This is a genomic window from Fontibacillus forbon, assembly GCF_046559655.1.
Taxonomy (GTDB): domain Bacteria; phylum Bacillota; class Bacilli; order Paenibacillales; family Paenibacillaceae; genus Fontibacillus.
Genome location: NZ_JBKGFV010000001.1, coordinates 1,251,612 through 1,274,766, shown reverse-complemented (window position 1 = coordinate 1,274,766; position 23,155 = coordinate 1,251,612). Strand labels below are relative to the sequence as shown.

22 protein-coding genes are annotated in these 23,155 nt (G+C 46.3%); 17 read left to right on the top strand and 5 right to left on the bottom strand.

Annotated elements, in window-relative coordinates; all coding sequences use genetic code 11:
* Positions 1-67 precede the first annotated feature (67 nt).
* The 9 genes from ACLB09_RS05895 (at position 68) to ACLB09_RS05855 (ending at position 7,243) form a co-directional block, all read left to right on the top strand.
* Complete coding sequence (locus tag ACLB09_RS05895) at positions 68-1,723, top strand: ABC transporter substrate-binding protein (protein WP_410768820.1); 1,656 nt, start codon at positions 68-70, stop codon at positions 1,721-1,723.
* Entirely contained in the window at positions 1,720-2,688 is a 969-nt protein-coding gene (locus ACLB09_RS05890) for an ABC transporter permease (protein ID WP_410768819.1), read from the top strand. The genes ACLB09_RS05895 and ACLB09_RS05890 overlap by 4 nt, the downstream gene beginning before the upstream one ends.
* A gap of 1 nt (position 2,689) precedes the next feature.
* Positions 2,690-3,526 (top strand): ABC transporter permease, encoded by an 837-nt coding sequence (locus ACLB09_RS05885; RefSeq protein ID WP_410768818.1) that lies wholly within the window; start codon positions 2,690-2,692, stop codon positions 3,524-3,526.
* 12 nt (positions 3,527-3,538) lie between these two features.
* Positions 3,539-4,369, top strand: coding sequence for an ATP-binding cassette domain-containing protein (locus tag ACLB09_RS05880; RefSeq protein WP_410768817.1), 831 nt, complete (start codon positions 3,539-3,541; stop codon positions 4,367-4,369).
* Complete coding sequence (locus ACLB09_RS05875) at positions 4,360-4,968, top strand: ABC transporter ATP-binding protein (RefSeq protein ID WP_410768816.1); 609 nt, start codon at positions 4,360-4,362, stop codon at positions 4,966-4,968. Before ACLB09_RS05880 ends, ACLB09_RS05875 begins: the two co-directional genes overlap by 10 nt.
* Before the next feature lie 282 nt (positions 4,969-5,250).
* Positions 5,251-5,832 carry a TetR/AcrR family transcriptional regulator gene (locus ACLB09_RS05870; protein WP_410768815.1) on the top strand — a complete coding sequence of 194 codons (582 nt, stop codon included), beginning with the start codon at positions 5,251-5,253 and terminating at the stop codon, positions 5,830-5,832.
* An 83-nt stretch (positions 5,833-5,915) separates the two neighbouring features.
* The gene (locus ACLB09_RS05865; RefSeq protein ID WP_410768814.1) at positions 5,916-6,224 is read left to right on the top strand and encodes a hypothetical protein; all 309 of its coding nucleotides are present in this window, start codon (positions 5,916-5,918) and stop codon (positions 6,222-6,224) included.
* A gap of 13 nt (positions 6,225-6,237) precedes the next feature.
* Positions 6,238-6,693, top strand: coding sequence for an FMN-binding protein (locus tag ACLB09_RS05860; protein WP_410768813.1), 456 nt, complete (start codon positions 6,238-6,240; stop codon positions 6,691-6,693).
* 19 nt (positions 6,694-6,712) lie between these two features.
* On the top strand, positions 6,713-7,243 hold the full coding sequence (locus ACLB09_RS05855; RefSeq protein ID WP_410768811.1) for a flavodoxin family protein: 531 nt from the start codon (positions 6,713-6,715) through the stop codon (positions 7,241-7,243).
* A 192-nt stretch (positions 7,244-7,435) separates the two neighbouring features.
* On the opposite strand, the gene ACLB09_RS05850 is transcribed toward ACLB09_RS05855, so the two are convergent.
* The 4 genes from ACLB09_RS05850 to ACLB09_RS05835 all read right to left on the bottom strand — a co-directional run bounded on the left by ACLB09_RS05850 (position 7,436) and on the right by ACLB09_RS05835 (position 12,796).
* Positions 7,436-9,196 (bottom strand): ABC transporter ATP-binding protein, encoded by a 1,761-nt coding sequence (locus tag ACLB09_RS05850; protein ID WP_410768810.1) that lies wholly within the window; start codon positions 9,194-9,196, stop codon positions 7,436-7,438.
* Positions 9,196-10,947 (bottom strand): ABC transporter ATP-binding protein, encoded by a 1,752-nt coding sequence (locus ACLB09_RS05845; protein WP_410768809.1) that lies wholly within the window; start codon positions 10,945-10,947, stop codon positions 9,196-9,198. Before ACLB09_RS05845 ends, ACLB09_RS05850 begins: the two co-directional genes overlap by 1 nt.
* 122 nt (positions 10,948-11,069) lie before the next feature.
* The gene (locus tag ACLB09_RS05840; RefSeq protein ID WP_410769013.1) at positions 11,070-12,116 is read right to left on the bottom strand and encodes a sensor histidine kinase; all 1,047 of its coding nucleotides are present in this window, start codon (positions 12,114-12,116) and stop codon (positions 11,070-11,072) included.
* A 5-nt stretch (positions 12,117-12,121) separates the two neighbouring features.
* Positions 12,122-12,796: a response regulator transcription factor gene (locus tag ACLB09_RS05835; RefSeq protein ID WP_410768808.1), complete on the bottom strand. Its 675-nt coding sequence runs from the start codon at positions 12,794-12,796 to the stop codon at positions 12,122-12,124.
* A gap of 254 nt (positions 12,797-13,050) precedes the next feature.
* Here ACLB09_RS05835 and ACLB09_RS05830 point away from each other — a divergent pair, with 254 nt between their 5' ends.
* The 7 genes from ACLB09_RS05830 to ACLB09_RS05800 all read left to right on the top strand — a co-directional run bounded on the left by ACLB09_RS05830 (position 13,051) and on the right by ACLB09_RS05800 (position 19,856).
* Positions 13,051-14,061, top strand: a complete 1,011-nt coding sequence (locus tag ACLB09_RS05830; protein ID WP_410768807.1) for a helix-turn-helix domain-containing protein — start codon at positions 13,051-13,053, stop codon at positions 14,059-14,061.
* A 135-nt stretch (positions 14,062-14,196) separates the two neighbouring features.
* Positions 14,197-14,991, top strand: coding sequence for an SDR family NAD(P)-dependent oxidoreductase (locus ACLB09_RS05825; RefSeq protein WP_410769012.1), 795 nt, complete (start codon positions 14,197-14,199; stop codon positions 14,989-14,991).
* A gap of 96 nt (positions 14,992-15,087) precedes the next feature.
* On the top strand, positions 15,088-15,795 hold the full coding sequence (locus ACLB09_RS05820; protein WP_410768806.1) for a DNA alkylation repair protein: 708 nt from the start codon (positions 15,088-15,090) through the stop codon (positions 15,793-15,795).
* A 115-nt stretch (positions 15,796-15,910) separates the two neighbouring features.
* Positions 15,911-17,011 (top strand): metallophosphoesterase, encoded by a 1,101-nt coding sequence (locus ACLB09_RS05815; RefSeq protein ID WP_410768805.1) that lies wholly within the window; start codon positions 15,911-15,913, stop codon positions 17,009-17,011.
* A 110-nt stretch (positions 17,012-17,121) separates the two neighbouring features.
* Complete coding sequence (locus tag ACLB09_RS05810) at positions 17,122-17,598, top strand: DinB family protein (protein WP_410768804.1); 477 nt, start codon at positions 17,122-17,124, stop codon at positions 17,596-17,598.
* A gap of 211 nt (positions 17,599-17,809) precedes the next feature.
* A complete protein-coding gene (locus tag ACLB09_RS05805; RefSeq protein WP_410768803.1) occupies positions 17,810-19,183 on the top strand; it encodes a hypothetical protein in 1,374 nt (457 codons plus the stop codon).
* 220 nt (positions 19,184-19,403) lie between these two features.
* Positions 19,404-19,856: a GNAT family N-acetyltransferase gene (locus ACLB09_RS05800; protein WP_410768802.1), complete on the top strand. Its 453-nt coding sequence runs from the start codon at positions 19,404-19,406 to the stop codon at positions 19,854-19,856.
* Positions 19,857-20,234: 378 nt separating this feature from the next.
* Here ACLB09_RS05800 and ACLB09_RS05795 read toward each other — a convergent pair whose 3' ends face one another.
* Positions 20,235-22,244: a methyl-accepting chemotaxis protein gene (locus ACLB09_RS05795; protein WP_410768801.1), complete on the bottom strand. Its 2,010-nt coding sequence runs from the start codon at positions 22,242-22,244 to the stop codon at positions 20,235-20,237.
* Positions 22,245-22,593: 349 nt separating this feature from the next.
* Here ACLB09_RS05795 and ACLB09_RS05790 point away from each other — a divergent pair, with 349 nt between their 5' ends.
* Positions 22,594-23,091 (top strand): GNAT family N-acetyltransferase, encoded by a 498-nt coding sequence (locus ACLB09_RS05790; RefSeq protein ID WP_410768800.1) that lies wholly within the window; start codon positions 22,594-22,596, stop codon positions 23,089-23,091.
* The last annotated feature ends 64 nt before the right edge of the window (positions 23,092-23,155 follow it).

Genomic DNA, 23,155 nt, shown 5'->3' with positions numbered 1-23,155 from the left:
AACGTTAATAGTAATAATTACGATTTAGGAAACGTGTTGGATCTTAACACGAATGGGGAGGATTGTTATGAAATCAAAGGATACCTTGATTGTTTTAAGAAAGACTTTATCGCTATTTTTAATTGCATCGTTAGGGCTTTTGCTCTTGGCCGGTTGCGGATCAAATTCCGCGGCTTCGAAAAATTCATCCGATACGGGGAACCGGACAACGGCAAAAGAGGAACTTGTGCTTGCCGTAGGCAAAACCGACGTCGGTATGTTTGACCCCAAGAAAGGCTGGGGAACGCACGCCCAAATCCGGCTGACCCACAGCTCGCTCCTGACTTTTGATGCAGAGCTCAACTTTGTCGGAGATCTGGCGAAATCCTATCAAGTCAGCGAAGACGCCCTCGTGTGGACCTTTCCGCTGCGTGATGACGTTAAATTCTCGACGGGAGAGCCGGTAACGGCCGAGGATGTCAAATTTACATACGAAATGCTCAAGGAAGACGGCATCAAATTCGATCTGTCTTTTGTCAAATCGATAGAAGTTAGGGACCCCGACACCGTTGTTATCATGCTTCATGAACCTCGTTCCACCTTCGTAAGCCAGCTTACGGAAATCGGCATCGTTCCTAAGGAATTGTACGACGACAATTACTCCAGCAACCCCGTTGGTTCCGGTCCGTATAAAGTAGTCCAGTACGACGACGGACAGCAGATTATCATGGAATACAACCCCTATTGGTACGGTAACGAACCACAGTTCAAAAAGCTGACTTTCTTGCTCCTGGAAGAGGATGCTGGGCTTGCTGCCGCCAAGGCGGGCGAAGCCGACATTGTTTACGTACCGCCGACCTTTGCGGAGCAAAGAGTGCCGGGAATGACGCTCCGGGCTTACGAAAGCATAGACTCCCGCGGCATTTCGATGCCGACGCAGAAAAAGGGCGGAAAAGGGAAAATCAATGATAATGAAGTGGAGGTAGGCAATGATGTTACTTCCGATTTGGCAATTCGGAAAGCATTGAGCATCGGCCTTAGTCGTCAAGGAATCTTGGATGTGGCCCTGGATGGCTATGGTCAAGCGGCTTACTCGCTAAGCGATCACTTGCCCTGGTTTAATGAAGAAACGGTCGTGAAAGACGGGAATATCCAGGAAGCCAAGAAAATACTGGCCGGCGCAGGTTGGGCGGATACCGATAACGACGGAATCTTGGAAAAAGACGGGACGAAAGCGGAATTCGATCTTTACTTCAGTTCCAGCGATCAGCTTCGCAGCGACCTGTCCTTGGCCGTGGCCGATATGGCCCGGGAATTCGGCATCAAAATAAATACCGTAGGCGCTACCTGGGATGAGATTTACGTAAAAGGAAAAGCCAACGCGGTGATGTGGGGAGGCGGACGTCATCATGCCCACCAGGTGTACACCATGTATTCTTCCAAAGCTATCGATCAAGGGTACAACAACATGCCGGTGTATCGAAATGCCGTAGTGGACGAATACCTGGATAAAGCCATGCATGCGGCTACCCAGGAAGAAGCCAACAAGTATTGGAAGCTTGCCCAATGGGACGGAACAACGGGTTTTAGCGCTCTGGGCGATATTCCGATCATTTGGCTGGCCCGCGTGGATCATTTGTATCTGGCTAATGAAAGGCTGGATCTGGGTAAACAACCTATACATTCGCATGGGCATGAATGGGCATTGTTCGGCAACATCACGGAATGGACATGGGACAAATGACAAGAAAAATACTTGTTCGCTTGATCCGCGTCGTAACCTTATTAATCGGATTGTCCGTTCTTACTTTTTCCCTTATCCATATGTCTCCCATGGACCCTGTGAACGCCTATGTGGGCGGGGATAGTTCGGCTTCCCCGGAACAAATCGAGAGAATCAAAGAATACTGGGGCGTAGATAAAAGCCCTGTAGAGCAGTATTTTTCCTGGATGGGATCATTGCTGCAAGGTAACTTCGGGATATCCAAACTGTATCGTGCCCCGGTTATCGACATCATCCAAAGCCGCTTTGCCGCTTCCTTTGCGCTAATGGGATTTGCCTGGGTCTTTTCCGGCATCTTCGGTTATCTTTTGGGAGTCGTTTCCGCCATGAATCGCGGCAAAACCGCGGATAAACTGATCAAATGGTACAGCTACACCCTGGTATCGACACCCGTTTTTTGGTTGGGACTCATGTTGCTGATCGTTTTTGCCGTATGGCTTAAGTGGTTTCCCGTGGGGCTCGCGGTACCGGCCGGCGTATTGGAGAGCGATGTTCACTTCATGGACCGGGTGCGTCATTTTATGCTTCCGGCGATGACTTTGAGCATTCTCGGAGTTGCCAACGTCGCGATGCATACCCGGGAAAAAATGATCGATATCCTGAATACGGAATATATCGTCTTCGCGAAAGCCAGAGGCGAAAGCAAATGGCAGATTTTCAAAAATCACGGTTTCCGCAATTCCGTCATTCCGGCCGTTACTTTGCAGTTTGCTTATTTTGGGGAGTTGTTCGGCGGTTCGGTACTGGCGGAGCAAGTTTTTGCTTATCCGGGACTGGGCAGTACTTTGACCGCAGCCGGGTTAAAGGGCGATCTTCCGTTAATGCTGGGAATTATCCTCATCAGCTCTTTATTCGTCTTTATCGGGAATTTTATTGCCGATATTTTAAATACCGTCGTCGATCCGCGCATGAAGGGGGTCAGTTAAGATGCAGAATTTACAAGAAGGCCCGAATGCCAGAAAAAGAATGGTGTGGATGGTTGGGTTTTCCTCGGTCCTATTACTCACCATACTTGCGCTCAGCTTTATTCTGAGTAATGAACATCTTCGCCTCAGCGCGGCCAATAAGAATTTGGCACCGAATTTGGACCATCTGTTCGGAACCGATTGGCTTGGAAGGGATATGTTTACCCGGACGATCAAAGGGTTACGCCTCTCCCTGGCGGTCGGAGCCTTCGCCTCGGTCATTAGCGTTCTTGTGGCCACGGTAATGGGAATTTGCGCAGCGGCCTTCGGGAAGACCGTGGACGCCGTAATCTCGTGGATTATCGATTTATTTATCGGCATGCCGCATTTGGTATTCATGCTTCTGATTTCCTTTATCGTTGGAGGAGGCATCCACGGCATTGTGCTTGGCGTTTCTTTGACCCACTGGATGTCGCTGGCAAGAGTGGTTCGCTCCGAAGTTTTGCAAATCAAACAGTCGGAATACATTCAAATCTCCAAGAGTTATGGAAAATCCCCCTGGTATATTGCTTGGAAGCACATCTTGCCCGGCGTGTTTCCGCAAATTATGATCGGATTTTTGCTGATGTTTCCGCATGTGATTCTGCATGAAGCGGCGCTGACGTTTCTGGGCTTCGGTCTTTCCCCGCAAACCCCCGCGATCGGTATCATTCTTTCCGAGGCCATGAGCCATATTTCAACGGGGAAATTGTGGCTGGTTATTTTTCCCGGCGCCTTGTTGGTCGTCGTCATCAAAAGCTTTGACAATATCGGCGAGCAGCTCCGTATCCTGATGGAGCCCGCGAGTTCCAATGAATAGGGGGAATACAAGATGAGCAGCGCACAGGGAAAGCCGTTATTGCAGGTGGAAAATCTCTCGATTCGTTTTTCGCAATATTTTAAGGGTACGGAGAAACGCATTATTCAACCGATAAGTGATCTCCACGTGGATATTAAAGAAGGGGAAATCGTTGCCGTGGTTGGAGCCAGCGGATCGGGCAAAAGCTTGCTGGCACATGCCGTGCTTGGAATCCTTCCAGGCAATGCGGTTTGTAGCGGGAAGATGGTTTATCAGGGAGAAGAACTGACGGAGAAAAAGAAAGAGATGCTAAGAGGCCGCGAAATCTCCTTCATTCCTCAATCCGTGAATTATCTTGATCCCCTTATGCGCGTGGGAAAGCAGGTTCAGATCGGTTTGAACAGGCAAACGGCAAAGCAGAAGCAGGCTAAATTGTTTGCGCAATATGATCTGAAGGAAAGCGACGGCCGGTTATACCCGTTTGAGTTGTCGGGAGGCATGCTGCGCAGGGTAATGTTCGCCACCAGCGTCCGTGACGGAGTGCGGCTCGTCATTGCCGATGAGCCGACGCCGGGCATTCATCCCCAGGCCCTGTCCGAAATCCTGAGACAGCTCAAACAATTTGCCGAGGAGGGGGCGGGCGTCATGCTCATTACCCATGACATTATGGCAGCGCTGGAAATAGCCGACAGGGTGGCCGTGATTAAGGACGGTCGCACCGTGGAAATTTCGGAAGTATCCGCATTTGAAGGCAAAGGCGAGCGGCTTAAACATGAATATACCCAAAGGTTGTGGAGAGCGTTGCCTCAGCATGATTTTGATCTTGAATTTTCGGAAAAGGACGGGAGCGCGCCATGTCTTTGATCGGGAAAAATTTAGGATATTACTATATTAAGGACCGCTGGATCTTCGAGGATGTGAACATTTCCGTAGCTCCCGGGGAGGTGCTTGGTTTATCCGGCTATAGCGGGTGCGGGAAAACGACATTGTCCCGGATTCTGGCAGGATACGTAACTCCTCGTGAAGGTGATGTGACCGTGGACCGGCAGGGGATGGACGAGTCGGCATTTCGTCCGGTTCAATTGATTTACCAGCACCCGGAAAAAGCGATGAACCCCAAATGGCGTATGCGCGAAATCTTGACGGAATCATACACTCCTTCACAAGACCTATTGGATGCTTTTGAAATCAAGGAGGAATGGATGGGCCGTTGGCCGATCGAACTTTCCGGCGGAGAGAAGCAGCGCTTCTGCATCGCACGAGCCTTGAATCCGGCTACAAAATATATTATCGCCGACGAAATGACCACGATGCTGGATTCGATTACTCAGGCAAGCATATGGAATGCTTTTCTCCGTATCTGCAAGAGCAGAGAAATCGGAGTCATCGTCGTCAGTCACGAGGCTAGTCTACTGAATCGGATCTGCGACAATATTTATAAAGTCGTGGAGAATATGCAATAAGTAAAAAGATATTCGGCGCATATAAGGCGACAAAACATATATTATGTTAACTTTAACAAATTCATGGAACTATCGATTGAACACCCTTAACCAGAACGTCGTAATCGAATTCTGAAGCGGAATCAGGAACGATATTCAGGGAGAGGTAGCCAGGGTATCGTTTAGATTAAACGATACCCTGTTTTTTGTGACCATATTGACAACTTATTTTTCATCAGCGATAATGTGAATGAATAAATTAATATTCATTCAAGTTATCGCTGTTTATTTGGAGGTTTACCTGTGGAAGATAAAAAGGCAGTCATTTACGATTGTGCAAAGGAACTGTTCAGCGCAAAGGGATTTAAGGAAACCAACATTTCAGAAATCACTAAAAGGGCCGGTATGGCAGTAGGTACCTTCTATAACTACTATCCCTCCAAAGAAAAGCTCTTTATGGATATTTTTATGGAAGAAAACGCAAAGTTGAAGAAAGCCTGTTTTCAGTCACTTGACCTGGAGCAGAGTCCGGTGGATGTAGTAGGACAGATGCTTAAACTAAACGTAGAAGGGACAAAAGCGAATCCCATTCTGCGGGAATGGTACAACAGAAGCGTATTTGAAAAGCTGGAGCAGGTCTACCGCCAAGAAAACGGCGCCGACAGCGTGGACTTTTTGTATGACAGCTTTTTGGAAATCATAACACTCTGGCAGAAGCAAGGAAAAATGCGAAAAGATCTAGACAGTAAAATGATCATGATGATTTTCGCTGCAATTATCAATGTGGATACACACAAGGAGGAAATCGGGATTGAATATTTTCCGGAGCTCTTGCATCTTATGACGGAGCTTATTATGAAAAGTCTGATGAACTGCTCCGAATAGTCAAAAGGAGCAGTATTTTTTCAACTTAAAGTGAACGAATATAAAATTATTCATTCACATTTTAAATTTAAGGAGGATTTTTTATGGAAAACAAACAGAACATGAAACCCGTTAAGCCTAAGTGGATTCGCATTGAAGTTACCGAGAACGGTGTTAAGACCGCTAATTTGCGTGTTCCGTATTTTATCGTAAAAATAGGGCTGAGATTCGGGCAAATGGCAGACTATTCAAAAAAGAAAGGAAGCGCGGAAAATGAATTGGAACGCCTTAAGGATGTTGATATGGATGCCATTCTCGAATTGCTTGGAAGCGGTGAACTGACTTTGCCTTGCCTGTTGGTGGATGTTAATGAGCCGGATAAAAACCAGCATGTGAAAATTACGCTGGAATGATGGAGGAGCGAATATGTCTGCATTAAAAAAGGGAAGAAGGAAAATCAAAATCCGGCGTATCATTTTGCTTGTTCTAAGCGTAGCTGTGTTGGGAACTGTTATTGCACTTCTTGCGGACGCTCCGGCGCGCAGGGAGCTTCGGTACCTTGCCATCGGGGATGTTGATTTTACAAGGCTGCGGGACGGAACCTATATCGGAGAATATGCCGGAACCAAAGGAAGCTCCAGAAATGCAACGGTTGAAGTCACCATATCCGGCGGCAGGATTACCGAGATAACCATACTGAAAGGCGCTCTGGACAGTGATGGAAACGCTGTGGAATTAACAGACGGAATGACGATTGATGATTTGTTTCAAAAGGTGCTGGAAACCGAATCTTTACAAGTGGATGCAATCAGCGGGGCAACGCTTACCTCCAAGGCCCATCTGAAAGCGTTGGAAAATGCCTTGAAACATGCTCAACATTAATTACTTAGGGGGAAATTTAATGAACATTGCCGTTGTTTCCTATTCTTATACTGGTAACAATGATCTGTTTGCCGCATGCGTAGCAAAGGACTTGTCGGCTACACATATTAAAATTACAACAAAAAAGCCCATGACAATGGGAAGTATTATCACGGACATGATTTTTGCCCGGACACCAAAGATGCAGCCTTCCCCGAAGAATCTTAAGCAATATGATCTGATTCTCTTTTTTGCCCCGATCTGGATGGGGCATATTGCTTCACCACTTCGGGAATATTTGCAACACCTTAAATCAAGTCCTCAAGCATATGGTTTCTTTTCTGTCAGCGGCGGGGCTGACGGTGGAAATCCAAAGCTATTTGCGGAACTTGTAAAACGCACTGGAAAAAAACCGGCCATCGTGCTTGATCAGCACATAAGAGATTTCATTCCTCAGAATTTGAAACCAACCCGCCATGATACCTCCGCATATAAAATTAGCGAAGCGGAGGCCAGCAGGCTCTCGACAAAAGCTGTTAAGGAAATAAATAGGCTCACCACTCATAATTAATCTAATTAATTAAAATCTTAAAATGTCGGACGACAAACCAAAGGAGTGCCTAAAAGCGTATTTTGTATTTTGTATTTAATGATGTTAATTATCGTGGTTAAGCATTCCATTGCAAAAGGGCCACGCTCTTGCCGTTAGCCCGGAACTGGGAGCGTGACCCTTTTCGTATTCGTATTTTTCGAAACCCTAAGATTAGGAAGCTTGTTCGAATTGGCTGTTGTATAGCTCGGCATAGAAGCCGTTCTTGGCAAGCAGTTCGGCGTGGCTGCCGCTTTCCAGAATATCGCCGTCCTTCAGCACGAGAATGACATCGGCATTCTTAATGGTCGAGAGTCGATGCGCAATCACGAAGGAGGTTCTTCCCTCCATAAGCTTATCCATGGCTTGTTGAATCAATAGTTCCGTTCGGGTATCGACCGAACTTGTCGCTTCATCGAGAATAAGCATCGGTGCATTCTTGAGCATCGCGCGGGCGATCGTAAGCTGCTGCTTTTGACCGGCGGACAGATTGACTTTGTCGTTCAAAACGGTATCGTAGCCGGAGCTCAAGGTTTGGATGAAATGGTGCAAACCCACCGACTTGCAGGCTTCCTCAATATCTCTATCGGTTACCCCGGTTTTGTTATAGACAAGATTTTCTCTAATCGTGCCCTCAAACAACCAGGTATCCTGCAGAACCATACAGAATTGGTCATGGATGTTTTCTCTGGTTAAACTGCTGATCGGAGTGTCGTCGATGTAAATTTCCCCGCCGTTCAATTCATTGAACCGGATCAGGAGGTTTACCAGGGTGGTTTTACCTGCGCCGGTAGGGCCGACGATCGCGATTTTTTGCCCGGGCTTAACCTCTGTAGAGAAATCTTTAATGACAGGCTTATCCGAATTCTCATATGCAAATTGCACATGCTCAAACTTTACTTTGCCTTTGACGGTTTCAAGGCGGGCTTCCTTATGACTTTCATCGTCCATTTCTTCGGCCTCGAGGAATTCAAAGACTCGTTTGCTTGCCGCGGATGCCGATTGCAGGCTTTGTGCGGCTTGCGCAATTTGGGAGAGCGGTTGTGTGAAGTAACGGACATACATGATGAAAGCTACGATGACCCCGAAAGATATCTTCCCGTTCAAGGCAAGCACGGCACCTGCGACACAAACGGCCACAAAGCCCAGATTTCCTATGAACATCATAATCGGCATCATGAGACCGGAAAGGAATTGGGCTTTAAAAGCGCTATCCTTAAGGCTCTGATTCAATCCTTCAAAGGTGCTGCGCATTTGCGCTTCGCCGTTGTAGGCTTTGACTACAGTATGACCTGTATATACTTCCTCGACATGGCCGTTAATTTTCCCTAAATATTCTTGCTGGCTTTGGAAGTACTTTTGGGATTTCTTCATGATTGCCGCCATCAGACCGAAACCGACGACGGTGGCCACGATCGCGGTAATCGTCATGATTACGTTCGTTTTGAACATCATGATAAGGGATCCGACAAACATGGAAATCGCGGTAACCAGCATACCGACGCTTTGATTCATGGCTTGCCCGATCGTATCCACATCGTTTGTAACCCGCGATAAAATATCACCGGTTGTTGATTTGTTATAATAGGAGATCGGAAGTTTATTAATCTTGCGGGAGAGATCGGCTCTTAAGCTTTTGGAAACTTTTTGCGTAACTATGGACATGATCAGCCCTTGCGCTAAGGATAGGAGAGAGCTGAGGCTGTAGATCAAGACAAGGAAGAGTCCGATGGAAGTTACGGCGTCCATATCAATGCCGGTGACGATACCCTTAGTGATCAAGTCGGTCATCTCCGAAAGCTTATCCGGACCGATCAAAGTCAGTACCGTACCTAGGGCCGCGCTGATAACCGCAATAAGGACAACAGGAATATGGCTTCGGCAGTAGCGGAGAAGTTTGCTCCAGGTGTTGGGTTGCTCTTTGCTCTTGGTCATTAGGCCAGCTCCTCCTTGGAAAGTTGAGAATATGCAATCTCTTGATATACGCTGCAGGACTGCATTAACTCATCATGCGTTCCTATGCCTGCAATGCGTCCGGCTTCGAGGACAATAATTTTGTCCGCGTCTTTGATCGTGCCGATCCGTTGCGCGACGATCAGCATGGTGGTTCCGCGGGATTCTTTCTTCAGCTCGCTGCGCAATTTGCGGTCCGTCTTGTAATCAAGCGCCGAGAAAGAATCGTCGAAGATCAAGATTTCCGGACGCCGCGCGATGGCCCTGGCAATCGACAGCCGTTGCTTTTGCCCGCCGGACAGGTTCGAACCGCCTTGCGCGACATGGGCCTCGTAGCTTCCATCCATTTTTTCGACAAAATCCGAAGCTTGGGATGTATAAACCGCGTCCACGACATCCGAGGACAAATCACTGCCATTATCTCCAAAAGCAACATTGGAAGTCACCGTGCCTCCGAACAAGACCGCTTTCTGGGATACGTATCCCATTTTATTGCGCAGGGCGCTTTGGTCGTATTGGTTGACATTGATACCATCCACCAACACCTCGCCTGAAGTAGCATCATAAAAACGGGGGATCAGGTTAACGACGGTACTTTTCCCGCATCCGGTCGATCCGATAAATGCGACGGTTTCTCCTTGTTTCGCCGTAAAACTGATGTCCTTAATGACATATTCATCCGCATCCGGATATTTAAAGCTGACATTTCTGAATTCCACTTCACCAACCCGATTTGCCGGGGAGGAGGTGAGTGATCCGTTCTCCAGACTCGGCTTGGTATTCAGCACCTCGTTGATTCTTTTTGCAGATACGTGGGCCCGCGGCATTAAAATAAAGATCATGATCAGCATCATGAATGCCATAACCACTTGCATCGCATAGGATGAGAAGACAATCATATCTGAAAATAGCCCCATCTTAGCGGTACCATTCGCATTTTGAATCAGCACGGCACCGATCCAATAGATAGCGAGACTTAAACCGCTCATTATCAGAGAAATACTTGGCATCATCATGGATAACACATTATTGGCGAATAAATTTGTTCTGGTAAGTTCATGGTTGGCTACGCTGAATTTATCTTCCTGATAGCTTTCCGCATTATACGCGCGAATGACACGAAGTCCGGTAAGGTTTTCTCTGGCCACCCGGTTCAGGTTATCCGTCAGTTGCTGCAATTTCTGGAATTTCGGCAGCACGAGTACGATACATATCCCGACGATCAGAATCAACACGCCAACGGCGACACCGGTCGAAAGCGACCACTGCCAGCTCTTACCCGTGATTTTGAGTACCGCCCATACCGCAAGAATAGGGGCTTTAATCAGCACCTGCAAACCAATAACTATTAGCATTTGCACTTGCGTGATGTCATTTGTCGAACGAGTAATCAAGCTAGCCGTAGAAAAGTTGTTGATTTCTTCCATAGAGAAGGACTGTACTTTGTCAAACAATTTGGAGCGTAATCTGGAGGAGAAGTTGGCTGCAATTTTGGCGGCAATCCCTGCCACTATAATTGAGGTCGCCAAGCTTCCCAAAGCACAGAGCAACATCCAGCCTCCGGCGGCGATGATTTCGCTCATTTCACTGTCCGGCGTCTGCACAAGGCGGGTGATGTCGCTCATATAACCGGGTAATTCCAAATCCAGCCAAACCTGTGCAACGATGAAGAGAAGGCTTATACCGATTAAAGCCCATTCCTTCGATTTCAAGTGCTTGAGTATTGTGAGCATATGTCTGACTCCTTTATGTGATGTTGATTGTATAATATCGAAAAAAGATAAACTCAAGATTAACTTTTCTGAAAAATAAGAAAAAGTCTTGAAAGAACCATCCGGTTCTTTCAAGACTTTAGTTACAGTTCGGTTGGTAATGAAATCGTAAACGAGGTTCCCTGGGATAAGGTGCTGTCGCAAGTAATCGTCCCGTCGTGCAGATGAATGATTTGGTTCACGATCGCAAGTCCAAGACCATTGCCAGCAGTCGCGTGGGATGTATCCTGCTGATAAAACTTATCGAAGATCCTGGGCAGGGCATCCGGATCAATACCACTTCCGCTGTCACGGAATAGAATCATTAACTTATCCTCTTTTTTCTTCATGCCAACTTCAATTTCGCCGCCGTCCGGCGTGAACTTGATCGCATTATCCAACAGATTTAACCAGACTTGATTCAACAGCTCCTTGTTACCCGAGATCTCGTAGTCTTGCACGTTAACATTCAGCGAGAGGTTCTTTTTCTCCATTTTGGCTGCCAAGAGCAGCACGCATTGGCGAATTTGCTCCCCGACGTTAAACCGCCCTTTGTTCGTCAGGATCGTCTGGGCCTCAATTTTCGAAAGCTCAAGAACATTCGAGGCGAGAGAGGCCAGTCTGGCCGACTCCTCGATAACAATGTCCAGATATTCATCTCGTTCTTCTTTGGACAGATCATCGTACTTTAACACTTCGGCAAATCCTTTGATCGATACAATGGGTGTTTTAAATTCATGGGAGAAATTGTTTACAAAATCGGTTCGCAAAATTTCGATTCCCCCGAGTTCCTCGGCCATACGGTTAAAATTTTCGGAAAGAATTTTAAATTCCGGGGGACCTTTAAGCTCTAGACGGATGGAAAAGTCCCCGCCTGCAAGCCGGTCCGTGGCTTCTATAAACATCCGAATCGTCTTTACCATTCGTCGGCTGGTGAAGGCCGAGATCGTAGTGCCGATAATGGTACAGGCGATTAGAATAATTATGGGCAGAACGGTCCCGTCCTGAGCGATATCTTCATTCAACAGGCCAAAAAAATGCGCTAAAAAGAACAGTAGGCCAGTAATACTGACAGTAATGAGAAAAATGAAAAATACGGCAATGGAGAAATAGATGGGGAGGCTGATTCTATTGTTTAATTTGGCAGTCATTTTGCTCAATTTGTTCTCACCGCCTTGTATCCTAATCCGCGAACGGAAACCAGTTCGAAATCGGGATAAGCTTCAAAACGTTTTCGCAAACGATTAATGTGCACATTCACCGTTGTGTCGGTGCTTTCGCTTTCCATGCCCCATATTTCGTCCATGAGCTGAATTCGCGTGAAAATCCGATCCGGGTAGGATAATAGCTTATATAGCAAATAGAATTCTTTTTGGGGAAGAGTTTGCTTATCATCCTCTCGCGTCACCGTCAAAGCTTCATAATCAAGGGTGACCTTACCCACAACGAGCTTACGGGCATTTGCAATTTGGGAACGGCGCAGCAACGCTTGTATTCTGAGAAGCATTTCTTCGGTATCGATAGGCTTGGTCATATAATCATCGGTCCCGAGCCGGAACCCCTTTTTCTTATCTTCGGGAAGATGCTTCGCAGTAGCCATTAGTATCGGGATTAAACTATTGGCGGCCCTTACTTCTTTGGCGAATTCATATCCATCCATATTAGGCATCATGATATCCAAAATGATCAGATCAATATGCTGCACTTCAAGAACTTCCAATGCTTTTAAACCGTCTTCGGCAGTAAAGACATCATAGCCTTCCCGCTTAAGAACCGCTTCAAGCAGTCTCCTTACGTGCTTATCATCTTCCACAACAAGTATATGGATCATGGTTTCACTCCAATTCTTTTTCATCATTATTGCCAATAGAAAACTGTAAATAAAAAGCTTCAGAGCCATATTATCATCTTTTTTTCGTATATAACAAATTTAAGGCCATTAACTTTAGTCGCGATAGGCGAGTTAGATGTCACTTTCTGCTAGTTACAAAAGGACATGAGGGAGTTACTATAATAGCTGTCTCATTGACAAGCAGGACACTCTATCACAACCAAAACTGTTAAATGATAAAGGGGGCAGTAAGTATGAAGTCTCAATTCTCTGAACGTATCAAAATACCGCCGGGTTTTTGGGAAGGATTGCGTCAAATAGGGATCGCCGCCCATGATGTAGCTCGCAAAGCACAACTGCCGCTAACCATAATTACGGAGCCAACCGTCACTACCGCCCAATATTTTGCAATTTGGCAGGCTTATTCCGATCTTGTTGGCGACACTGCCAAAGGGATCATCGAGCTTGCAACCGTCTTTGAAACGGCAAAATACCCGCCGCCCGTCTTAGCGACATACCACGCTCGCGACTACCGCGACGCTCTAAAACGAATGGCTCGTTACAAACAACTGTGTCCTCCGGAAAGCTTACGCATCACCGAGGAGGGCGAGCATTGCACAATCGTGCTGGAATGGCTGAATACCGAGCAATCCGGCCCGCCTTTGCTGGTTGGCATTACGCTGGCATTTCTGGTGGAACTTGGGCGTCGGGGAACGGGTCAACATTTGACGGCGCGGCTCGTCGAGTTTTCGGACTCCATGGGCGATGTACAAGCCCTTGAAACTTACTTCGGTTGTAAGATCGAGATGGGGGCCAAATGTAATCGGTTGACACTACATCGAAGCGATCTGGACCGCCCCTTTGTCTCGTACAACGAAGAGTTGTTGGAGATCCTGACTCCAGCCCTGGACCAATCGCTTGATGAACGGCAGCGCACCCGCTCGACTACCGAGAAGGTGAAATGGATCATGAAGCGCAGCCTGACGGGAGGGCGCCCCGACATTCAGAACATCGCAAAGGAGCTCGGAATGAGCGATCGTACCTTGCAGCGACGGCTTACAGAAGAAAATACGAGCTTCAAGCATCTGTTGTCGGAAGCTAGACACGAGCAGGCAAGAGAGTACTTGGCAGACCCCTCGCTTGATATTAAAGAAGTGGCTTTCCTGATCGGATATGAAGACCAGAACTCGTTCTACCGCGCTTTCCGTCTTTGGGAAGGGGATACTCCTTCACAATGGCGAACCGAACATTTGGGGACAAACTGATTTTTTTGCATTTGGCGTGTTAAACAAGAACTTTGGCGTATTACGCTAGTTACCGATTGATTCAGACAAGGTAATATATTTCCTATCCGAAGCATAAGACTGCTTTGAAAATGACTTATATAGGAGAAATGCATGATGGATATGGGATTGAACAATAAAACGGCGCTAGTCACAGGATCAACGAAAGGTATAGGTAAAGCGATTGCCATAGAACTCGCCAAAGAAGGGGTCCACGTTCTGATAAATGGGCGAAATAATGAAGATGTGGAACGAACCGTTCATGAAATAAAGTCAGCTTTTCCGGCTACCTCTCCGCAAAATGCTGCAGCCGATATTGCAGATATCGGGCAAAGAGAAGCTTTATTCGACAAATACCCAAGCATCGATATTTTGATCAACAATACGGGCATTTATGAAATCATGCCATACGAAGACGTTGACGATGAAGTATGGAATAAATACTTCCAAACCAATGTTCTTGCCGCAAACGGGTTATCAAAATATTATTTGCCCCAAATGTTGAATAATAATTTTGGCCGCATTATCTTTATTGCGAGTGAAGAAGCCATTATGCCTTCAGGGCAAATGCCACAGTATGCCATGACCAAATCCATGCTGTTATCCTTGTCGAAAAGCTTGTCCAAATTAACAAAAGGGACGGAAGTTACGGTCAATACGATCATGCCGGGACCGACGCTCTCCGAAAAGGTGCAGCAAATCATTGAGGGCGTGTATGCAAATGAAAATATGACTTTTTCGGATAAAGAGAAAAAATTTATGGCTTCTAACCTGCCTCAATCCGAAATCCGGCGATTTATCAGACCAAGTGAAATAGGCAGACTTGCTACTTTTGTATGTAGCCCTTATGCATCCGCATTCAAAGGCTCTCCAATCCGCATGGATGGGGGAATGGTACCGACAATTTTTTAAGAAGGAATCTATAATGCAGTAAAGTTCGCTTCCTTTTCCGGTATTGGTTATTATAAACTGGATGAAAGTACTTAAAATTAAGGAAGTGTTGAATAAATGAATCTGGACATGGTAATGCAGGAGCTTGAGTCGCTCGGCAAGGAACGAACCAAGAAAATGTATATATCCAATGGGGCGCATGAACCGCTTTTTGGCGTAGCTACAGGTCAAATGAAACCGATCTTCAAGAAAACCAAAATAAATCAATCTTTGGCGGATCAGCTTTATGCAACCGGCAACTATGACGCTATGTACTTCGCCGGCATCATAGCCGACCCTAAAGCAATGACAGAAGACGATTTTGATCGTTGGATGGATGCGGCCTATTTTTACATGTTGTCCGATTACGTAGTTGCAGTAACCCTGGCAGAAAGTGATATTGCGCAACAAGTTGCCGATAAATGGATTGAGAGCGGGGAAGAACTGAGAATGTCCGGGGGCTGGAGTTGTTATTGCTGGCTTTTGGGCAATCGTCCCGACAGCGAATTTTCCGAAAGTAAAATTTCCGGGATGCTTGATATGGTGAAAAACAGCATTCACGAAGCTCCCGAACGAGCTAAATACGCGATGAATAACTTTATATACACCGTGGCGGTTTCCTATCTGCCGCTGCATGATCAGGCTGTCGAGACGGCAAAAGCCGTCGGCCCGGTAGAAGTCAACAAGGATCAGCCAAAAAGCAAATTCCTCAATGCTTCCGAAAATATTCAAAAGGCAGTAGACAAAGAGCAGCTTGGGTTTAAACGCAAGTATGTAAGGTGTTAAGCAACAGCAGCCGGTCCGTGCGACCGGCTGCTGTTCTTTTTTTCGGAGTAGTTTGAATTTATGGCATGACCAAAGTTATGATGGATACAGTGTGCTAAGACGAAGGAGAATGGAAATGTTTATCTTGATCGGGATCATCGCCATGCTAATTTATGGCGGACTTGTATACTATATCGGTTGGCGCGGGTACCGCTGGCTTCGACCGACTAAATCGTCCGGGAGATTCAAGACGATTTACATGATTGTGTTAGGATTGGCTGCCGTTTCATTTCTGATCGGCCGGATTCCTGGGCTCAAGATTCTGGGGATCATAGGCGCTTATTGGATGGCAGTATTTTATTTATTACTAATGCTAGTGCCGCTTGCCCATATTACCGTCATTTTGCTGCGGTTCACTCGGCTTCCCCGGCACAGAACCCAGTTCTGGGCGGGGCTTACGACGCTGGCATTGATGATTTCATTGCTGGGGTACGGTACTTTTAATGCCTACAACCCGATTGTAAGTACATACAAGATCAAGATGGATAAAGGTGCATCATCGGTCGCTTCAATTCATATTGCAATGGCGGCGGATACGCATTTTGGGTTACTGTCGGGCAAAGACCATGCGGAGCGGCTGGTAAAGGAAATGAAAGAACTAAAGCCGGATCTCATTTTGCTGCCGGGGGACCTGTTTGACGACGATATTCAGCCCTTCATCGATCAGAAGATCGATGTGATTTTATCTGAACTTCAAGCACCATATGGCGTGTACGCTACGCTTGGCAATCATGACAAACATAACGGCACGATGCAGGAATTGATCGATACGTTAGAGCGCAGCGGAATTAAAGTTCTATATGATGAAACAATAACTATAAATGACCAGCTGGCACTAATTGGACGCAAAGACAAGAGCGATCTCGACCGGCTCTCACTGGACAAGTTGATGAGCAATATCGACACGGAGAAGCCGGTAATTCTAATGGATCATCAGCCAACTGATTTGGATGTCTCCGAGCAAGCGGGAGTGGATCTCATCGTTTCAGGCCATACCCACCACGGCCAAGTGTTTCCCGGAAACTTGATTACAAATGCGCTCTTCGAGAATGACTGGGGCTATCTCAAAAAAGGAAACATGCATTCCATAGTTACGTCCGGTTTCGGATTCTGGGGACCCCCGATTAGGATCGGAACAAGGTCTGAAATCGTCAATATAAAGATAGAGTTCGAATAAAGAAATCCGATGAATCGAGCCGAAATTTTCGCCGGGAGCAAGCCTTGTATATTTTTGAGACGAGTATGATAGAATTAGGATTAACATACAATTATTGAGGAGTGAGGGCAGTGGAACACTTTTTGTTCAATCAATTGGCATTTGTAAGAGGCCAAACCTTAAAATTGTTGGATGGAGTCACGGAGGAACTCGCAGACCGGATCCCCGAAGGATTCCGAAATACGATCCGCTGGAATTTGGGGCATATTTATGTGGTATGTGAACGGTTTGCGTTTAAACATTTGAATCTTCCGCAACAACTGCCGAATGGGTTCAAAGAACAGTTCGAAAATGGCACTTCACCGTCAATCCAACCTGTATCTTTTCCCATCCCTACCTTGCCGGAACTGGAGATCCTGCTAAAAGAACAGCAAGACCGGATACGAAATGCCCTGGCGCATCGTTTACAAGAAAAGATTGTCCCGCCATATACTACGTCTGCCGGGATGACTTTGGAAACTCCGGAACAGTTCCTCAGTTTCAATTTATATCATGAAGGCATGCACCTGAGTGTCATTAAACTTTATAAGAAGTTATTATCCTGTTAATTCAACAAGAACCTTGCCTTGAAGGGCAAGGTTCTTGTTTTTGTACAAATATAGATCTTCTGAATTTACCGTTTGCAACCTTATCCGGCCATATTGAAAGTAAACTGCCTTCGGAGATAGCACATTTCTTTAATAATGAAGACTCTGAGTGAACAGTCGCCTAATGATCCCCTAATGAATATATCTGAAGTAAAAGATGATTCAGGAGAGGATGTTGGCCGTGCAAGCTGTTCCTCATGATTTCGTTCAAGGATGGATTGCCTACACGTCAGACCGCGGCGGAATGTTCGACATTTGGCTGTACCGACCGCAGAACGGTCGTAATATTCAACTTACACAGGGGCTTGGTGCGGAATTTTCCGTTCCCTATTGGTCTCCGGACAGCCGGCGAATCGCTTTCATCGGCATTGGCAATGTGGTTCACCTGCTGGATACCGTCACGTATGCCGTTGCCAGGATCGACCAAATCGAACCCTACACGCTGCTGGACTGGTCCCCGGACAGCCGCTATCTCGCATATGTAAAAAACTCGCGCATCGTAGTTTATGATACTTTTTTACATAACAGTCATTCTATCCCGGAGCCGGGTGCTAGCGATGTCCAGTGGTTCCCTTCGGGTACGGAACTTCTGTTCGCAGCTCCGGATTCCACCGGCAGCACCCAGCTCTTCCGCATCCGGGCCGATGGCTCCGATCGAAGACAAATCACGCAAAATACGAACGGACCGCTCCATGATGTTCGGATTTCCCCGGACGGAACCTTCGCACTTTATACGTTCCCAGGCGTAAGCATCTCCATCATTTCGACGGTGGATTTGGCCACGGGCACCGTCTATACGCTGGAAGGCGGACCGCTCGCCAAGAACTATTTTCCGGCCTGGTCGCCAGACTCCGGGAGCATCGCCTACAGCGCTACCGCTTATAGGGAGCCGAATTATTATTCTCTTATCCAAATCGATAGCCGTACCGGTCAGAATCAAAGGACTTTGGCGCTTTCAGACTGCTTCGCCACTCCCGTCGACTGGTCTCCGGACGGTGTAAAAGTATCTTATTTATCGGGATGCTCAGGTGTAGAAAGCGCAAGTCAGCTCTGGATTGTCGATCTCAGGGAGCAGATGCCTGTGAACGTCCTCAGCGGCGGCCGGATTACCGCCTTGCAGTGGTCTCCGCGAGTCGGAAGGGTTCCGGAAAGCATCTTCACAAGCTTCGTGTACCGGGTATCCTTTCCGTATCCCGCAAACTGGCTCCGGGTGAGCGAAGAGAGGTACGAAGGGGCAGACGGTTTCTTTCAGGTCTCCGCGATTTCAGCGGGCGACCGGATTGCCGATGTATGCCGCTCCGAAGCTTTTCATCCATTGATGCCTTACGGTTCTTCTCCTAAGATTGTTATGACGAAGATACAAAGCTGTGAGGCGTGTTTCATTTTTCCGTCCGCCGACCAACCGGCGGAGATGAACAAACAAGCCGCCCTCATCGTGAAATATCCCCGACCTGTGCAAATCGGGGAAACATTCTACAATTATTTTATTCTGTGGGCCGACTTCAACCACATTCGCCAAATTGGCGGGCGGCTGTCGTTCATATAGCCAACATCCAGATTGGCTAAGTTTATAGCACGAACGCAGATTTTCATACCGGAACGCTTGAGCACAACGCACACCCTGTATACGATTGATGTCAGCATGTGAAGACATGAGGAAGACGAAGACAGTTCCTTTGACCGACATTGGTCATTCCCTTCATATGCAAAACAGCAATATAATCATTAATAGCGATTGTATCTATCGTGAAGGAGATGAATTGATATTGGCTTACATCACTGCTTTTGAGGAAAGGGATTACGAAAAGCTTGTACGAATATGGCACGAGGCGGTTCGACGCACCCATCACTTCTTGAAGGAAGAAGATTTTGAATTCTTCTATCAGTTTGTGAGAAGAGGCGCTTTACGAACCTCTGAGCTCTGGGTGGAAATGAATGCAGGAGGAGAAGTTGTCGGTTTTATGGGATTGGAGGAAAGCAAGATCGCCACGCTATTTGTCGATACGGATCATTTCGGCAAAGGAGTTGGTCGGCGCTTAATTCGGCATGCCAAAACGTTGAAGGGAAGTCACCTGAAAGTTGATGTCAACGAACAGAATGAAGGAGCCTTGCAATTCTATTTACGATGCGGATTCGTTCCTGTCGGGCGTTCGGAACGGGATGATTCGGGAAAACCGTATCCTTTGGTTCATTTAGAAATGAATCCATCTTGCGAATAAGTTGAAGAAGAGGAGGAGGCGAATTGAAAGATTCCATCATTGAAACTTTCAATAAGCTGGCAATGAGAATCAGGATTCGCGTGAGCGCCCTTGCTTTTTTCAGTTCACCATCCATTCATCAATTCGACAACCGAATGGTTTGATCTGAAACGTATCTTGGAACCGCAGCCTGTCAACGGAGATATGAACGACATTACTTATCGTAACTGGCATGCCAAATGTTCGGACCCCTGACTAGCCGTCCTCATTTTTTAATCGTTCAAGCTAATAAATCCTAATTCTGCACACGAAAACAGCCTTATACCTGTAGATTCGATTACGCTCAAGGATCTACCGGATAAGGCTGTTTATTATTCTCGAAGATTTTAATAATTATTATTAGATTTCAAAAGCTTTAATCAGTTCTTTTAACTCGCCAATCATGTGATCCAGAGACTGGGCCGACCCTTTAATATCTTGCATGATACTGGATTGCTCCGCCGATGAGCTTGCCACAGATTTTGCATTCTCATTCGAATCCTTAGCGATGGTAAGCATGCCTTCCAGGGAAGCGGAAATCTCCTCCGTGCCGGCAGAAATCTCCTCGGTGGTTGCGGATACTTCCTGAATCTGTGAAGATACCTCTCCAATGGATTGCCGAATATGGTCGAATCCGACGCCGATTTGTTGCATTCGGTCGATTCCAACGTTAATTTCTTTCACACTGTTCTGCATGGAGCTTGTCGCATTGCCTGTAGATTGTTGAATGAATTGCACTAACTCGGCGATATGGATAATCGATTGGCTGGTCTGCTCTGCAAGTTTCTTAACTTCGCTGGCGACGACAGCAAATCCTCGTCCATGTTCACCGGCTCTGGCAGCTTCAATCGAAGCATTTAGCGATAATAATGATGTTTGTCTGGAGATGGCGGATATCACGTCAACAATTTGGCCGATCTTTTGAGAATGGTTATTTAATTGTTCAATATCCATAGCCGTTTGATGTGCCGTCGTGTTGATAACATTCATTTGATTAATCGCCGATTGGATCTCCGCATAACCCTTGTTTATCTCCGAAGTAACCTGCTCGGATTGTTCGGCAACTTGACCGGAAGCTTCGGCGATTCTTTGGATGCCGATGGCCATTTCCTCGGTCGCTTGAGCAGATTGTTCTGCTCCTTGCAATTGTGAGTCGCTGCCCTGAGCAACTTCCTGTATAGCTATACTTATCTGATTGGAAGCCACGGCGGACAGGTTAGCTGAAATCAGCAACGCATCCGATGCATTTGTCAGGTGACTGACGGTTGCCTGGACTTTTTGTACGATATCGGACATTGATTGAATCATTAGATTGATATTCTCGCTCATTTGTCCGATTTCGTCTTTGGATTTCACATTAACTCGTTCGTTCAAGTGTCCTTGCGCAACCTTTTTCATGACCTGAGATACGGCAACAATGGGTTTGATTGTAAATCTGGACAACAGAACAGAGAAAAGCAACACCATTACCGCCACGGCGACAGTAATAATAATCGTCAACACTTGGGCCCGATGGACAGTAGCGAATATTTCGCTTGTCGGAACAGAGATCAGCATTTTCCAATGAGTTGAAGGAACCGTTCCGTAGTATGAAATGATTTCTTTGCCATCTGTGTCCGTATAAGTAACAGAACCACTTTCATTGTTCAAAATCGTTTGAATCGCTTGTTTCATTTCATCTGTTGTGGCGTAATCCTCCATTTTCTTTCCGAACCGTTCTTCGTCAGGATAACTGTAATACATCCCCGTGTCCGATATGACGTATCCGAACCCGGAGTCGGCAATGCGGATGTCCTGGTTCATTTCCGTGAGCACGCCAGGGGTGATGGAAAATGCAATTGCACCGGCTGCTTTATTGTTTTGATCCGGAACAGGAACCACCGTCGAAATGATATGTTTGTTGAGTTGTTCAAGATACGTCATTTCCGCAAAAGCAGGTTTGTTGGTCTCCAGCATTTTAAGGTAATAATCGCTTGCCGACATGTCGGCCGTCATATTCATCATATTGGTTAATGTTCCACTTTTATCGATGATGCTATAACCTTCGGATTGTAAATCGCTTTGCTCAAGGATATTTAATAACGGGAAAATTTGATTTTTATCAAACGACTGAAATTGCGGATTTTGGTTGATCAATTCTTCTACCGCCGAGGTCTTCGAAAGGATCCAATCGTCAATTCTGGCGATGTTGATTTCCAAGGTGTTTTTGGCAAGCTGCTCGCTGTCGTTTTTTATAACTCCGTTAAAATAGTTAAGTAAAAAAGTCGTCGTGAAGAGTAACGGAATGAGCGAAATGCCCATAAAAACAAGCAATAATTTCTTTTGAAAGGACATTCCGTGCTTCATCAACCCGTGTCTTTCTTTTTTCATTATTAACCTCCGTGTTGTGAAATGATAATATGATAAACCACAAGAGATAGTGGATTATTGTCGTAATATGTAGAAATATATCGAAAAAGAAAAACGTATCTTGATAGAATATCAACATTCCGATATTTTCGTTATGACATTTTTCATCAAAATTAATGTGATAGTTCAACCGTGGCGGGACAGTTTCCGGATTACTAAGGTGTGCTAGATGAGAGGGAAAGCAGTCGATGGCTGCAATCTCTTCTATACATATGGTCAACCGTTGACTACTGCCAGGCTCGGAAGTTATTCTTTTATAATCAACAATATTACGATAATACTGAATCATTCAGTTATGGGGGCCCCCGGAATGAACATAAGAACAATTCGAGCAGAAGATAACAGCACCATAGAATCCATTATCCGAGAATGCTTGATTGAATTTGGCGGAAACCGCGCAGGTTTAGCGTGGGAAGATGAGAGTTTAAGCCATCTGTCCGATTTCTATAGCAGGGAGGGCAGGGCCTACTGGGTTGCTTTTGATGCAAACGGCAAGATGCTTGGCGGTTGCGGGATTGCGGAATTCGGAGTTCCCGGGGAAGGGATTTGTGAACTGCAGAAGATGTATTTGCTTCAGGATGCCAGAGAAACAGGGATCGCTGCGGATTTGTTGCAGACTGCAATCGCGTTTGCAAAACAGCATTATAAGGCTTGTTATCTGGAAACATTGCAAACGATGCAAGCAGCTAACCGATTTTATTCGAAACACGGTTTTCTAAAGTTGGAAGCGCCGCTTGCCGGTTCTGAACATTTTGCCTGCGACGCCTGGTATATTCACGATCTGGTGGATGCCGATCGGCTCGAATAGACTCAACTTTCTTTGTTCCGTATACCCAAGGCTCAGCGCAACCGCTAGTCATAGCGAACCGCCA